Below are 13,931 nucleotides of genomic sequence, written 5' to 3' on the forward strand. Positions count from 1 at the left end.
CCTCGCACATCAAGGAGGTAACGTTGTCTAGCCAGAAGATCAGGATCCGCCTCAAGGGTTACGATCACGAGGTCGTGGATCAGTCGGCGAAGCTCATCGTCGAGACCGCCCAGAAGACCGGCGCCCGCGTCTCCGGCCCCGTGCCGCTGCCCACCGAGCGCAACCTGTACACGGTCATCAAGGGACCGCACGGCGATAAGGACTCGCGCGAGCAGTTCGAGATGCGCACGCACAAGCGCCTCATCGACATCCTCGACCCCACGAGCGGCACCGTCGACTCGCTCATGCGCCTCGATCTCCCCGCCGGCGTCGACATCGAGATCAAGCTCTAAGCATCGCCTAGAGCCTCGAAGGCTTTGAGAGCCCCCTCGGGTACCTGCTGCCCGAGGGGGCTTTTGTGTTCGGGTCACCGGAAGCGGGGGTGTGCCGCCCTATGTAAAATGACCCCTGGGGTAATTTTACATGCGCGCGGGAACCCCTTCCGTATTGGGTACGATGGTATAAAGGCGTCCTTTCATGTGAGGTGTGAGCGAGCGTGGCGGACGGGTGCAAGGGCAAGGGCGGCAAGCTCGCGGCGAGGGTGGAGCGCCTCGAGAGCGCGTGGTCGACATGGCGCACCGGCGCGCTGCCCAAGCTCCCCGCCAAGCTCTTCTCCGTGATCCCCATCTCCATCTTCTTCATCGTGCTGTTCTGGGTGATCGTGCCGATCTTCGGCATCCGTCACGTGATGCCCGTCTCGTGCTACACCGTCCTCTTCAGGATGCGCTATCGCAAGTACAGCCCGCCCAGCCAGTACCTACGGTTCTTCGTCATGAGTTTCATCGCGCTCGGGGCTGCGCGGGTGGCCACGCTCAATTGGGTGACGAGCATCGTGGTGAACATCGTGATGTCCTTCATGTTCGTGTTCATGCGGTCCTCGCAGTTCAATCCCCGCCGCTACATCCCCTATACGATGCTCTTCGTCTTCTTCCAGCTGCGGCCGCAGCTCCTCGACGACATGGCGCTCGAGGCTGCGCTCGTGGTGGCGTGCTGCACGACGCTTTCGGTCGCGATCGCGGTCATGAACATCGTGACCAAGGCTGGCCGCGCGAACCTGGCCAAGCTGCATGGGATGGTCGAGCGCCTGGCCGATGCGCTCGACCATATGGCGGATGTCGGCATTACCGCTGGCACGCGTAAGGAGCTGCTCAGCCTGCGCTCCGATTACTCCAAGCTCGCGTATACGGTGCGCGAGAACGCGAGCGTCCAGCCCGCCGTCGCGAACCTCTATGACATGTTCGCCATGCTCGCCCAGCGCACGGCGTACCTCGTGGGGCGGCTCGGGTGCCGCGAGCAGGCGACCTGTCCGCACCCGCCCTACCTGCATGAGCTCGCGGACCTGACGCGTCAAGCGGGCGGCGTCTTGGATAAGAAGGGCGGCGACGAGGCAGCCGCACGCGCCCAAGCGCTCTTGGCCAAAGCGGATACCATCGACAACGAGCGCTACCGCCTGTTCTTCCGGAGCTACCTCCATATGATCCTGCTCGTGCTGCGCGACGCGCGCCATCCCCGGAGCCACGCCTGGCGCGTCTCACCGCTTACAAGGCTGCGCCTCATGTCCTTCCGCAAGCACCTCACCCTCGACTCCTTCGAGCTGCGCTTCGCGGTGCGCTGCGCGGCCGTGCTCGCCATCACGTGCACGACGAGCCTGCTTTCGCCCGTCAACCACCTGTACTGGTTCCCGCTCACCTCGTTCATGCTCCTGCGGCCCAGCCCGAACGAGACCATCCGCCGCATGCGCTCCCGTACCGTGGGCACGGTCCTCGGATGCCTGGTCGTGCACGTCATTTCGATGCTCAAGCTGCCGCTCGCGGCGGTCATCGTCGTGGACATGCTGTTCGTCGCGGGTCGGTTCATGGGCACGCCGGGGAGTGCGCCCACGTCCTTCTTCGGGACGGCCTACGCGATCTCGATGGCCTCGATGTCCATCGGCGACCACTACGCCATACGGATGCGCCTCATCTGCCTCGCGGCGGGCGTGCTGCTCGTGTTCGTGATCAACCGCCTCGTCATGCCCACGAGCGACCGCACGCTCTTCCTCGCGAACGTGCACGAGGGGTTCGGCCTCATCGCGCGCTACTGGGGGCTGCTGCGCTTCGCCCTGCATGAGCGCGTGGACGCGGTGACGTCGAGCGAGGCGCTGCTCCATATCCAGATGATCCATACGCAGGCGATGGCCTACGCGCGGGCGCTGCCCGAGGACACGCCCGCGGAGCGCGAGCAGCGCAAGGACATCGTGCGTGTGCTCTTCTGCCAGTGGGGGCTCGTGTGCGAGATGGAGCAGCTGAGCTTCCTCATCCGTCTGCACGCGTTCGGCGCGGATACGTGCCCGAAGCTCGAGCAGTTCATGCAGGCGGCGCAGGAGAGCTGCGACCCCTTCGTGGTGGACGGGCCGCTCGATGCGGCGAAGGAGCTCGTGGCGGGCATTGCCGAGGAGGATCTGCGCTACGTGCTCGAGCAGTACCTCAAGCGCGCGGACACGCTCGCCGCGGCTGCGGCGAAGGTGCCCGAGCTCGTATCCGGGCGGCCTGGCTACCGCGAGGAGGTCGCCGAGGTGAAGTAGGGCGAGGCTACTCCCCATAGAATCGAGCATTTTGCTAAATCCGCCGCGTTTTGGCAGAATCTAGGGCGGTGGCGCGCCCGACACGATTCCGCGTTCCGTGCGCGCTGAATAGCAGCCCGCAGTCGATGGGGGAGACCCGATGGACAAGGCCGAGACGCGCATGGCGATACGCCACGCGGTGATTGCCGAGATGCAGACGACGGACATTCCCGATATCAGCATCACGAGCCTGTGCGCCCGTGCAAAGGTGTCGCGCTCGACGTTCTATCGGTACTACGATTCGGTCGACGCGGTGGTGAAGCAGACCGAGAACGAGCTCATCGAGTCCCTGCGCCGGACATCGCGCTTCGATGCCGCGCCCTTCGCGGCGGGCGACCCAGCACCCTTGCAGGTGAGCGCGGGCGACCTCTTGCGCGCCGAGATCCTGTACGAGGCTCGCGAGTTCATCGTCGCGGTGACCGGTATCCACGGTGATCCCTCCTTCGCCACGAAGGCAGCGAACCTCGTCTTCGACAACATTCAAGTGACGCTGAGCCCCCGCTTCTCCGCGCTTCCCAACAGCGACTTCCTCTTTGAGTTCCTCAAGGCGGGCATGTTCAGCATCGTGAGTCACTGGCTCAACCGCCGCCCCGACCTCACGCCGCAGGAGATGTGCGGGGTCATGGAGGAGTTCTACGCGAACATCCGCAAGATGCTCTCCTGAGCGTGCCGGGTGCGCCGCGTCACGGCGGCCAACGCTGGCCGCCCCGCGCGACGGTGACACAGACCGCGCCTAAGTGTCGCAGCCCTCGCAACACATCGGCGGGGGCTGCTCTGTATCCGCCACCCTCCCGGAAATACCTTGGAATCACGTTCAAACGCCGTGTTTGGCACGTGACCCAAGGGGAGGACAGCCGTGGCAGATTTCATGTCAGACATTATCGCGCGGGCGGCGGAGACGCCGCGCCGCATCGGGCTTTCCGAGGTGGAGAGCCCGGACGTGCTGCGCCTGGCGCAGCGCATCGTGGAGACCGAGATCGGCGTCCCGGTGCTCGTGGGCGACGCCGCCGCATCGCGTGCGGTCGCCGCGGAGGCGGGCGTCTCCACCGAGGGCTTCGAGTACGTCGATAACGCCGACGAGGCGGTCGTGAGCGCCATCGTCGAGCGCTACACGGCGGCGTACGACGATTTCTCCCAGAAGGCGTGCACGCGCCGGGCGAAGGACAACCTGCTCTGCGCCATGCTCCTGCTCAAGCTCGGCGACGTGGACGGCGTCGCGTCGGGCAAGGAGTGCCCCACGGGCGATGTCGTCGCAGCCGCCATGGGCATCGTGGGCCTCGCGGAGGGCGTCGCCTCGCCCTCGAGCTTGGGCATCGCCGAGATCCCCGGGTTCGAGGGGCCGCAGGGGGAGTTCCTCGGCCTCGCCGACTGCGCCATCACCGTGCAGCCGGGCGTCGAGGAGCTCGCGGGCATCGCGATCGCCTCGGCCGACACCGCCGCGACCCTCCTGGGCTGGGAGCCCCGCGTCGCGCTCCTCTCGTTCTCCACGATGGGCAGCGCGCAGCACGAGTCGCTCGAGACGGTGCGCGCTGCGGTCGAGCGCGTGCATGAGCTCCGCCCGGACCTCAAGTGCGACGGCGAGCTCCAGCTCGATGCCGCCATCATGCCCGCGGTGGCGGAGCACAAGGTGAAGCGCCCGAGCGAGGTCGCCGGGCGGGCGAACATCCTCATCTTCCCCAACCTCCATGCCGGCAACATCGGCGTCAAGCTCGTGCAGATCTTCGGCCATGCGAACGCCTACGGCCCGGTGCTCCAGGGCTTCGCCAAGCCCGTGTGCGACTTCTCGCGCAGCGCCCCCGTGGACGAGATGCTCGGCAACGTCGCCATGCTCGTCGTGCGCGCGGCGGCGCAGGAAGCGGGTGAGTAGCATGGAGCGGGCATATCGCATCCTGGTCATCAACCCCGGTTCCACCTCCACGAAGGTGGGCGTGTTCGAGGGCGACCGCTCGGTCTTCACCAAGACCGTCGACCACGACGCCGCCAAGCTGGCGGAGTTCCCGGACGTCTCCTCCCAGCTCCCGTACCGCCGCGAGACGATCCTCGCTGCGCTCGAGGAGAACGACATCGACCTTGCGACCATCGACGCCTTCGTGGGGCGCGGCGGCGGCCTCATGCCCGTCGAGGGCGGCACCTACGAGGTGAACGAGACGATGCTCGAGCACGCGCGCGCCGGCGCGAACGGCGTGCAGCACCCCGCGCAGCTCGGCAGCCAGCTTGCGCACGAGCTCGCGAGCGCCTACGGCAAGCGGGCGTTCGTGGTCAACCCGCCGGACACGGACGAGCTGTGCGACGAGGCGCGCATGACGGGCATCAAGGGCGTCTACCGCCACGTGCACCTGCATGCGCTCAACCTCAAGGAGACGGCCATCCGCCATGCGGCCTCCCAGGGGAAGCGCTACGAGGACTGCAACTTCATCGTGTGCCATATCGGCGGCGGCATCTCCATTTCCGCGCACCGTGCCGGCAAGATGATCGACGGCTACGACATCGTGGGCGGCGAGGGCATGATGGCGCCCACGCGCTGCGGCGGCGTGCCCGTGGTGGAGGTGCTCGACTACCTCGAGGCCGGCCACAGCGTGGACGAGGTGCGGCGCCTGTGCATGAAGTCGGGCGGGTTCGTGAGCCTGCTCGGCACCTCGGACGCCCGCGAGGTGACCGCGCGCGCCCAGGCGGGCGACGCGGCGGCCGAGCGCGCGTGGAGCACCATGCTCTACCAGATCACCCGGAGCATCGCCGCGATGGCGGGCGTGCTCGAGGGGAAGGTCGACGGCATCCTGCTGGGCGGCGGGATGGTGCACGACGCCGGCCTCGTGGCGCACATCGAGCGCACGTGCGGCTGGATCGCCCCCGTGAGCGCGTATCCGGGCGAGTTCGAGCTCGAGGCCATGGCATCCGGCGCCGTGCGCGTGCTCGCAGGCGAGGAGGAGCCCAAGGTCTACACCGGGGTGCCGGTGTTCCAGGGCTTCGAGGGGTGAGGCTCCGCGCCCACCCCTGGGACAGGGCGTCCCGCGCGGTGCGACACATGCGCCCGATGTGTTCCAGGCCATGGCACAGGCAGCAGGGTTTCGCTCTTAATGCGCTGGTAGCCAGCGCGTAACGTATCAATCAAGCAACGGGAAGGGTCCCGAGGCGAACAGGTAAGGAAGGTGGAATATGGTACACGGGAAGCTTGGCAAGCTCAGCCGGAGCGTCTCCATCATCGGTGTCGGCGCGACGCCGTTCATGAACATCAACGAGGATCCGGATCTGCTGGGCCTCACGGAGGGCGATTGCTTCGGCTACGCCGCCCTCAAGGCCATGGAGGACGCCGGCCTCGAGCCGCGCGACGTCGAGTACTTCTATCACGGCTCCGCGAACCCCAAGATGTTCAACGACGCGGTGACCCCCGCCATGCAGGTGGCCGAGTGGTTCGGCATGCGCGGCCGCGGTTCGGTGCACCACTCCGAGGCGTGCGCGACCGGCTACGTCGCCCTCGAGCAGGCCGTCATGGCGGTCGCTTCCGGCGCACACGACATCGTGCTCTCCGGCGGCGTGGAGATGGCCACGGGCCTGCCCGACGGCAAGAAGCCCGCGTGCTTCCGTCGCCCCATGACCGCCGAGGACATCTGGCCCGACCTCGACGCCATCATCGACCGCGCCTACACGCGCTACCTCGGCGGCGGCGCCATCGGCCAGGACGACTGGATCGACGTGTACCGCAAGGAGTACGGCCTCACCGCCGAGCAGGTGGACGACGTGCTCAACATGATGTCCTACCAGGGACGCCGCGCCGCGGCGCTCAACCCGCTCGCCCTCGAGCGCGAGCCCTTCGAGGACATCGCCAAGCGCTTCGGCTTCGATGACCCCATGGATTATCTGCGCTCGCCGTTCAACCCGCACACCACGCAGTACCTGCGCGTGACCGGCAACGCCCCCAGCGCGGACGGCGCGGCGTGCTTCATCGTCTGCCCGACCGAGATGGCCAAGCAGTTCAACAAGACCCCCATCGAGGTGCTCGGCGTCTCCGCCTCCTGCCTCGAGAGCGCCCGCCCGCACCTCGAGCGCGACGCCACCGCCGAGGCGGCCAAGCAGATCTACGAGCTCACGGGCATCAAGCCCGAGGACATCGACCTGCTCCTCGTGAACGACTTCATCCTCTCCTCGCAGCTGCTCGCGGCCGAGGAAGTGGGCTACCTGCCGCGCGGCGAGGGCTGGAAGTACGTCATGGAGGGCCGCACCGCCTTCGACGGCGACCGTCCCATCAACACGAACGGCGGCCGCACCTCCTATGGCCACGCCTTCGGCGCCTCGGGTGCCGCCGACGTCTACGAGGCCGTCATCCAGATGCGCGGCGAGGCTGGCGCGCACCAGGTCAAGAAGCTTCCGAAGACCGCCATGCTGCGCGGCTTCGGCGGCGGCCAGAACGTCCGCATCGCTGTCCTCCGCACCGTCGACGAGTAAAGGAGTGTTGTACAAATGGCGCTTACGCTTGAACGCAACGTCCTCAAGTTCTACCAGGGGCTTGAGCAGGGCATCATCTATGGCCGCAAGTGCACCGAGTGCGGTGCCGTGGAGTTCCCGCCGCATTACGCGTGCAACGAGTGCGGCTATCACGAGACGGAGTGGGTCGAGCTTTCCGGCAAGGGCGTGCTCAAGAGTGTGATCCTTCCCGTGTCGCTCAACGCCGACAACAAGCTCGCCGCCATCGGCGACTACTGCTTCGGCATCGTCCAGCTCGAGGAGGGCTGCGAGTTCAACTCCACGATCTTCGGCGTGAATGCCGAGAACGCGGACGCCATCCGCGCGAAGCTCCCCGTGCCCGTGCACGCGAAGTTCGTGCCCATGGACGGCTACACCACACTCCTCTTCGAGGTCGACAAGGACGCGCTGTAAGCCTTCGGCCCCACCGATCACCCCGTTGCGCGGGGGCGCGTCCCGTCTCCTCTCGCACCCCCGCGCCCATCTCGCGGCAGCGTTGCCGCACCGACCACATCGCAAACCTTCTTCCAGATAGGAGTACATCATGACCAAGGACGAGATCATCGCCAAGCTCATCGAGGACGCCGCCATCGTCTACAAGGCCGACGCCTCCACGCTCGCCGCCGACACCGACATCTCCGCGACCCTCGGCACCAACTCGCTCAACCGCATGGGCATGTGCGCCATGATCGAGAATCACTTCGACGTGGTGATCCCGCTCGCCGAGTTCGGCACGTACAAGACGTTCCAGGACCTCGCCGACATGATCGCCGAGCAGGACGCGTAAGCGCGCGTTTTCGAAAGGGACTACCATGGCTCTCAAGATCTCGAAGGAGCAGGTCCGCGCGCTCGTGGGCTTCTACTCCGGCACGTTCACCATCATGAGCATCCTCGTCCCGGTGCCGATCCTCGGCGCCGTGGCCCAGGCGTTCCCCGACACGCCCGCCATGCTCATCCAGATGCTCGTCTCCTGCTCGTCGTTCGCCGCCATTGCGGGCAGCTTCGTGTTCGCCCGCCTCGCGCGCTACATGTACCGCCGCACGGGCATGCTCATCTCCACGGCGATCTACCTCGTGGGCCTGCTGCCCGTCGCGTTCCATGACAGCATCTACCCGGCGCTCTTCGCCGCCATCGCCGTCGGCTTCGCCATGGGCGGCGTGCAGAACACCGTCGGCGCCATGATCACCGACTACTTCGAGGGCGACTCGCGCGGCCTGCTCTTCGGCCTGTGCTCGGTGTTCGTCGGCCTCGGCGGCACGCTCTACACCATGGTGGCCGGGCGCCTGGGCGCCGAGAACTGGTGGATGGCTTACTACACCTATCTCATCATCGCGGTCGTGCTCGTGGTCATGTTCATCGTCCTGCCCAAGGGCAAGAAGGAGGTCGCCGAGACCGGTAAGACCCAGCGCGCCCGCATCCCGCGCGAGGTCATCGTCGTCTCCCTCATGGTGTTCTTCTACTTCTCCTGCAACCAGGTTTTCAGCAACAACATCTCGATGTTCCTGGCTCAGACCGGCTTGGGCGACACGGTCATGTCCGGTAACGTCTCGTCGGTCAACACGCTCGTGGGCGCCATCGGCGGCCTGCTCGTGATCCCCGTGCACCGTCTCTTCAAGCGCCAGACGCTCACGGTGAACGCCATCCTCGGCGCCATCGGCGCGGTGCTCATCTTCACCGCGGGCAGCATCATGCCCGTCTTCGCCGGCGCGTTCGCGATGTCGTTCGCCTATGCCGTGTACAACGCGATCAGCTCGCAGTACGTCTCCGAGGCGTCCGACACCGTGGGCATGGCGTTCAACCTCGCCATCCTGAACTCCTCCGGCTCGCTCGGCAATTTCTTCTCGCCCATGATGATCGGCGGCGTGGCGGGCGCCTTCGGTGGCACCGCGGCCGATTCCTTCATGGTGTGCGCTGGGCTCGCCGCGATCGTCGGTGTTGTCTCTGCCGTGTACTTTGCTAAGGTGAAGAGCCCCAAGGCTGCTTCCACCGAGACCGAGGTTCAGGCCGGATAGGCTGTGAGCTGCGCAAATGGTACGCTAATGTGAAATAAGAGTCGGCGGGGGTACATGCATGCCCCGCCGACTTTTTTGATTGGTGTTGATTATCTTGATGGATGCACAGAACAAGCCGGCTGTCACCTATCGCTACTGGCGCGCCTGGCCGCTCATCCTCTGCTCACTCATGTGCTACGTCCTCACCGGCGTGGTGTCGAGCATCGTGAACGTGGCCTCCGTGCTCTTCGAGGCGGACCGCGGCTGGGATGCCGCGCTGCTCACGGGCGGGATGTCCGTCGCGTCGTTCATCAACGTCGTTACCGGCTACATCGCCGGGCGCATGGCGTCGCGCCGCTCGGCCAAGCCGGTCTGCATCGCCTGGGGCGTGATGTTCATCGCCGGCGTGCTCGCCATGGGTATATCGACGCAGGTGGGCGTGTTCGTGGTGGCAATGTGCCTCGCGAACGCCGCCGCGTCCGCGTGGGGCTACAACACCATGCCCGTGCTCATCACGCGATGGTTCCCCACCCGCAAGGGGACGGTGCAGGGCTTCGCGTCCATGGGCATCTTGCTGGGGTCCGTGTCCTCGATGGTGTATACCTGGGCGTATCGCACCCTGGGGCCCGCGCTCTCCACGGTGCCGTTCGTGGTCTTCGCGCTCGTGGCGCTCGTGCTGCTCATGGCGCTCATCTCCGACTGGCCGGAGCAGCGCGGGTTCGCGCCCGACACGATGGAGCGCTGCGCGCCGGTGGCGGATCCCGCGAGCGCGGAGCTCGCGGAGGATGCGGAGCTGGCGGCGGGCGCGGCGACGGGCGCGGCGGAAGCGACTGCGACGGCGGAGCTTGAGGAGGCGGGCGCCGCACGGCACGCCCCAGCGGCGAGCGAGATCAGGCGCTTCTTCGCGAACCCCGTGTTCGTGCTGCTCACCGTCGTGCTCGGCCTGCAGCTCGTGTTCTCCGGCGGCATCATGGTGCAGCTCGTGCCGCGGCTCATCGAGGTGGGTTTCACACTCGACCAGAGCACGCTCATCATGACGCTCACGTCGTTCCTCGCCTGTGCGGGAAGCTTCGGGGCGGGCATCATCGGCGACCGCTTCGGCGCGAAGGCGGGCGTGGTGCTCACGTTCATCCTGGGCGCGGTCGGCGCGGTCGCGTTCCCGCCGCTCATGCGAATCGTCCAGAACCGTGCGTGCGCGGATAACCCGCGGCACGATGTAAAAACACCCCAGGGGTAATTTTACATGCGTCTTCCCCTTGATTGCGAACATATGTTCTAGTATGCTGATGCCAGCAGACGTAAGGGGAAGGCTCGCTCATGGCATACGATTTCAAGCGCGCGTTTCGCGACCTGTACCAGCCCAAAGAGCAACCGGCGATCATCGATGTCCCGGCGATGAGCTTCGTCGCCGTCGCGGGGACGGGCGATCCCAACGAGCAGGATGGTGCCTACCAAGCGGCGCTCGCCCTGCTCTATGCGTTTTCGTATACCGTGAAGATGACCAAGAAGGGCGCGTGGCAGCCCGAGGGATATTTCGACTTCGTGGTGCCCCCGCTCGAGGGATTGTGGTGGACGGGTGTCGGCGCGTTCGACGGTGCGCGCATCGGCAACAAGCAGGCGCTCTCGTGGGTGTCGCTCATCCGGCAGCCGGATTTCGTCACGCCCGAGGTGTTCGGACGCGTGTGCGAGCTGGTCGCCCAGAAGAAGCCGGAGCTGGCGGGCGCGCTCGAAGCGGGGCGGCTGCGCCTGGTCCGGTTTGCCGAGGGGCGCTGCGCCCAGGTTTTGCATAAGGGATCGTACGACAGCGAGTCGGCGACGATCGAGAAGCTCTCCGCGTTCGTCGAAGGGGAAGGGTTCGTACCCGACATCGCATCGGGCGGGGAATCACCCGCAGGCCATGCCGCGACGGAGGCGTTCGATGCCAAGACGATGCTCGATGCGCTCGATGTGGACGGGGCGGTTCCCGCGGTGCGCCTTCATCACGAGATCTATCTCGGTGACCCGCGGCGCACCAAGCCCGAGCAGCTCAAAACGGTGATTCGGCACCCCGTGCGCGAACCCTAGCGGGGTGCGGCGCTACGCCTCACCCGGGTGCGACCCGGTGCAATCGGGCGCGCGTTGCGCTAAGCTAGTGCACCTTGCACGGATGATCGCCGGGCGCCGTGCGCGCCCGCGCTGCCCGGGCTCGCGCCCGGATCTCAAACCAGAAAGGCACCGCCTCATGGACATCATCGCCACGCTCGCCGCTGAGCTCGGCCTCAAGCCGACTGCCGTCCAAGCCGCCGTCGAGCTCATCGACGAGGGCAACACCATCCCGTTCATCGCCCGCTACCGCAAGGAGGCCACGGGCGGCATGGACGACGTCGCGCTGCGCGCCCTCGATGACCGCCTGACCTACCTGCGCAACCTCGAGCAGCGCAAGGAGGACGTCATCCTGCTCATCGGCGCGCAGGGCAAGCTCACGCCGGAGCTCGAGGCCGAGATCCGCGCCGCCACGCAGCTCCAGCGCGTGGAGGACCTCTACAAGCCGTATCGCAAGAAGCGCCAGACGCGTGCGCAGAAGGCGCGGGAGGCGGGGCTCGAGCCGCTCGCGAACATGATCATCATGCAGATCGCGCCCAAGGACGCCCAGACCCCGCTCGACATCGCCGCGGCCTACGTCACGCCCGAGGCCGCCGATGCCGGTTACAACACGCCCGAGAAGGCACTCGCCGGCGCGCAGGACATCGTGGCCGAGACGGTGGCGGAGGACGCCGAGAACGTCGCCGACCTGCGCTCCTTCACCGAGGGCACGGGCGAGATCGTGTCGGTTGCCGTGGATGCGACGGAGAAGACCCCGTATGAGCCCTACTATGACTTCTCCGAGCCGGCGCGCAAGATCCCCAACCACCGCGTCCTCGCCATCGACCGCGGCGAGCGCGAGGGGAAGCTCCGCGTGCGCGTCGGGGTGGATACGGAGGCGGCCGTCGCCCGCCTGGGGAGCCGCTGGCCGCGCCGGCAGGGCCCCTTCGCGCCGGTGCTCGACGCCGCCATCGCCGACGGCTACAAGCGCCTCATGGCGCCTTCGCTCGAGCGCGAGCTGCGCGCTAAGCTCACCGTGCGCGCGCAGACGGAGGCGATCAAGGTGTTTGGCAAGAACCTGGAGAGCCTACTCTCGGCCCGTCCGGTGCGCGGCGCTCGCATCATCGCGCTCGACCCGGGCTACCGCACGGGCTGCAAGGTGGCGGTGCTCGACGAGACGGGCAAGCTGCTCGACCACGGCGTCGTGTACCCCACGCCGCCGCGCCGCGATGTTGCGGGCACGAAGCGCGAGCTCGCGCGTCTCGTCAAGCGCTACGACATCAACACCATCGTCATCGGCAACGGCACGGCGAGCCGCGAGACGGAGGAGGTCGTGTCCGAGTTCATCGCGGAGCAGGCGCCGGAGCTGCGCTACACCATCGTGAACGAGGCGGGTGCGTCCGTGTACTCGGCAAGCGAGCTCGCAAGCCGGGAGTACCCGGACCTCGATGTGACCACGCGCGGCGCCATGAGCCTGGGGCGCCGACTGCAAGATCCGCTCGCGGAGCTCGTGAAGATCCCGCCCCAGTCCATCGGCGTGGGCCAGTACCAGCATGACCTGGATCAGGCAGAGCTCGCGCGCACGCTCGGGCACGTGGTGGAGGACGTCGTGAACCGCGTGGGCGTGGATGCGAACACGGCGAGCGCGAGCCTGCTGGGCTACGTTTCCGGCATCACGCCCACCGTGGCGCGCAACATCGTGGCGTATCGCGAGGAGCACGGCGCGTTCACCGACCGCAAGCAGCTCAAGGAGGTGCCCAAGCTGGGGCCGAAGGCATATGAGCAGTGCGCGGGGTTCCTCCGCATCGCGGGCGGCAAGAACCCGCTCGACGCGACGGCGGTGCATCCGGAGAGCTACGAGGTGGCCATGGGCGTGCTCGACCGTGCCGGGGTGACGGCGAAGGATCTCGCGGCGGGCGGCATCCCGGACATCGACCGCCGCGTGGGCAGCGTCTCGGCGCTCGCGGGCGAGCTCGGATGCGGCCTCATGACGCTCTTCGACATCATCGACGAGCTCAAGAAGCCCGGACGCGACCCGCGCGACGACGCGCCGGAGGTGGTGTTCAGCCGCGCGGCACTTTCCATTGACGATCTGCAACCCGGCATGGAGCTCACGGGCACCGTGCGCAACGTGGTCGATTTCGGCGCGTTCGTGGATGTGGGCGTGCACCAGGATGGCCTCGTGCACATCTCCAAGCTCGCGCGCCGCTTCGTGAAGCACCCGAGCGACGTGGTCGCCGTGGGCGATACCGTGAAGGTGTGGGTCGAGAAGGTCGATCGCGAACGCGGGAAGATCTCGCTCACCATGGTGGAGGGCAAGTAGGCACGCGGCGCTGGCTTCGCGCGTGGAGCGATGAGGCGACGGGGGAGGAGTAGCCATGACGTGGCGTGAGTATGCACGGTATGCGCAGATGAGCGCCGAGGAACTCGCGCACGATTGCGAGGTCCAGGTGTTTCGCGCGAAGGGCCCGGGCGGGCAGGGCGTGAACACCACGGACTCCGCGGTGCGCATGACGCATGTCCCCACGGGCATCACCGTGACCGCGCGCGAGACGCGCAGCCAGTTTCAGAACCGCCAGCTCTGCCTGCAGAAGCTCGTGCGGATCATCAAGCGCCGCGCCCAGCCCCCGCGTGTGCGCAAGAAGACGAAGGTGCCCAAGGCCGCCCGCGAGCGCCGGCTCGCCGACAAGCGCCATCGCTCCGAGCTCAAGCGCTCGCGGGGTGCGTGCGGCGGCGAGTGGTAGCCTGGGGTGAGTTGTAGGGCTACCGTTTGCGAGGTG

Annotated in this window: 12 protein-coding genes and 1 pseudogene; all 13 read left to right on the top strand. The window is 67.0% G+C overall.

Features of this window, described 5'->3' with window-relative positions:
- Positions 1-23 precede the first annotated feature (23 nt).
- Positions 24-332: a 30S ribosomal protein S10 gene (rpsJ, locus tag B5G02_RS02130; RefSeq protein ID WP_094334993.1), complete on the top strand. Its 309-nt coding sequence runs from the start codon at positions 24-26 to the stop codon at positions 330-332.
- 203 nt (positions 333-535) lie between these two features.
- Positions 536-2,602, top strand: coding sequence for an FUSC family protein (locus B5G02_RS02135; RefSeq protein WP_094334994.1), 2,067 nt, complete (start codon positions 536-538; stop codon positions 2,600-2,602).
- 139 nt (positions 2,603-2,741) lie between these two features.
- Positions 2,742-3,305: a TetR/AcrR family transcriptional regulator gene (locus B5G02_RS02140; RefSeq protein ID WP_019239079.1), complete on the top strand. Its 564-nt coding sequence runs from the start codon at positions 2,742-2,744 to the stop codon at positions 3,303-3,305.
- Between the two features lie 192 nt (positions 3,306-3,497).
- Entirely contained in the window at positions 3,498-4,508 is a 1,011-nt protein-coding gene (locus B5G02_RS02145) for a phosphate acyltransferase (protein ID WP_019239078.1), read from the top strand.
- A 1-nt stretch (position 4,509) separates the two neighbouring features.
- Entirely contained in the window at positions 4,510-5,616 is a 1,107-nt protein-coding gene (gene buk / locus B5G02_RS02150; protein ID WP_019239077.1) for a butyrate kinase, read from the top strand.
- A 178-nt stretch (positions 5,617-5,794) separates the two neighbouring features.
- Positions 5,795-7,081, top strand: a complete 1,287-nt coding sequence (locus B5G02_RS02155) for a thiolase C-terminal domain-containing protein (RefSeq protein WP_094334995.1) — start codon at positions 5,795-5,797, stop codon at positions 7,079-7,081.
- Between the two features lie 15 nt (positions 7,082-7,096).
- The gene (locus tag B5G02_RS02160) at positions 7,097-7,513 is read left to right on the top strand and encodes a Zn-ribbon domain-containing OB-fold protein (protein ID WP_019239075.1); all 417 of its coding nucleotides are present in this window, start codon (positions 7,097-7,099) and stop codon (positions 7,511-7,513) included.
- Between the two features lie 130 nt (positions 7,514-7,643).
- Complete coding sequence (locus tag B5G02_RS02165) at positions 7,644-7,886, top strand: acyl carrier protein (protein WP_019239074.1); 243 nt, start codon at positions 7,644-7,646, stop codon at positions 7,884-7,886.
- Positions 7,887-7,911: 25 nt separating this feature from the next.
- The gene (locus B5G02_RS02170) at positions 7,912-9,111 is read left to right on the top strand and encodes an MFS transporter (protein ID WP_019239073.1); all 1,200 of its coding nucleotides are present in this window, start codon (positions 7,912-7,914) and stop codon (positions 9,109-9,111) included.
- A 97-nt stretch (positions 9,112-9,208) separates the two neighbouring features.
- Complete coding sequence (locus tag B5G02_RS02175) at positions 9,209-10,327, top strand: MFS transporter (protein WP_094334996.1); 1,119 nt, start codon at positions 9,209-9,211, stop codon at positions 10,325-10,327.
- Positions 10,328-10,407: 80 nt separating this feature from the next.
- Positions 10,408-11,154: a GyrI-like domain-containing protein gene (locus B5G02_RS02180; RefSeq protein WP_019239071.1), complete on the top strand. Its 747-nt coding sequence runs from the start codon at positions 10,408-10,410 to the stop codon at positions 11,152-11,154.
- A 157-nt stretch (positions 11,155-11,311) separates the two neighbouring features.
- Positions 11,312-13,474 (top strand): Tex family protein, encoded by a 2,163-nt coding sequence (locus B5G02_RS02185; protein ID WP_094334997.1) that lies wholly within the window; start codon positions 11,312-11,314, stop codon positions 13,472-13,474.
- 112 nt (positions 13,475-13,586) lie between these two features.
- Positions 13,587-13,895 (top strand): annotated as a pseudogene (locus B5G02_RS02190) (peptide chain release factor-like protein); the annotation flags it as partial.
- Positions 13,896-13,931 lie beyond the last annotated feature (36 nt).

This window comes from [Collinsella] massiliensis (assembly GCF_002161605.1).
Classification (GTDB): domain Bacteria; phylum Actinomycetota; class Coriobacteriia; order Coriobacteriales; family Coriobacteriaceae; genus Enorma.

What these genes read in the sequence shown, in the direction of transcription:
- B5G02_RS02140 (WP_019239079.1), top strand. Translation starts at nt 2,742, where the DNA reads ATGGACAAGGCCGAGACGCGCATGGCGATACGCCACGCGGTGATTGCC.
- buk (WP_019239077.1), top strand. Translation starts at nt 4,510, where the DNA reads ATGGAGCGGGCATATCGCATCCTGGTCATCAACCCCGGTTCCACCTCC.
- B5G02_RS02155 (WP_094334995.1), top strand. Translation starts at nt 5,795, where the DNA reads ATGGTACACGGGAAGCTTGGCAAGCTCAGCCGGAGCGTCTCCATCATC.
- B5G02_RS02160 (WP_019239075.1), top strand. Translation starts at nt 7,097, where the DNA reads ATGGCGCTTACGCTTGAACGCAACGTCCTCAAGTTCTACCAGGGGCTT.
- B5G02_RS02165 (WP_019239074.1), top strand. Translation starts at nt 7,644, where the DNA reads ATGACCAAGGACGAGATCATCGCCAAGCTCATCGAGGACGCCGCCATC.
- B5G02_RS02170 (WP_019239073.1), top strand. Translation starts at nt 7,912, where the DNA reads ATGGCTCTCAAGATCTCGAAGGAGCAGGTCCGCGCGCTCGTGGGCTTC.
- B5G02_RS02175 (WP_094334996.1), top strand. Translation starts at nt 9,209, where the DNA reads ATGGATGCACAGAACAAGCCGGCTGTCACCTATCGCTACTGGCGCGCC.
- B5G02_RS02180 (WP_019239071.1), top strand. Translation starts at nt 10,408, where the DNA reads ATGGCATACGATTTCAAGCGCGCGTTTCGCGACCTGTACCAGCCCAAA.
- B5G02_RS02185 (WP_094334997.1), top strand. Translation starts at nt 11,312, where the DNA reads ATGGACATCATCGCCACGCTCGCCGCTGAGCTCGGCCTCAAGCCGACT.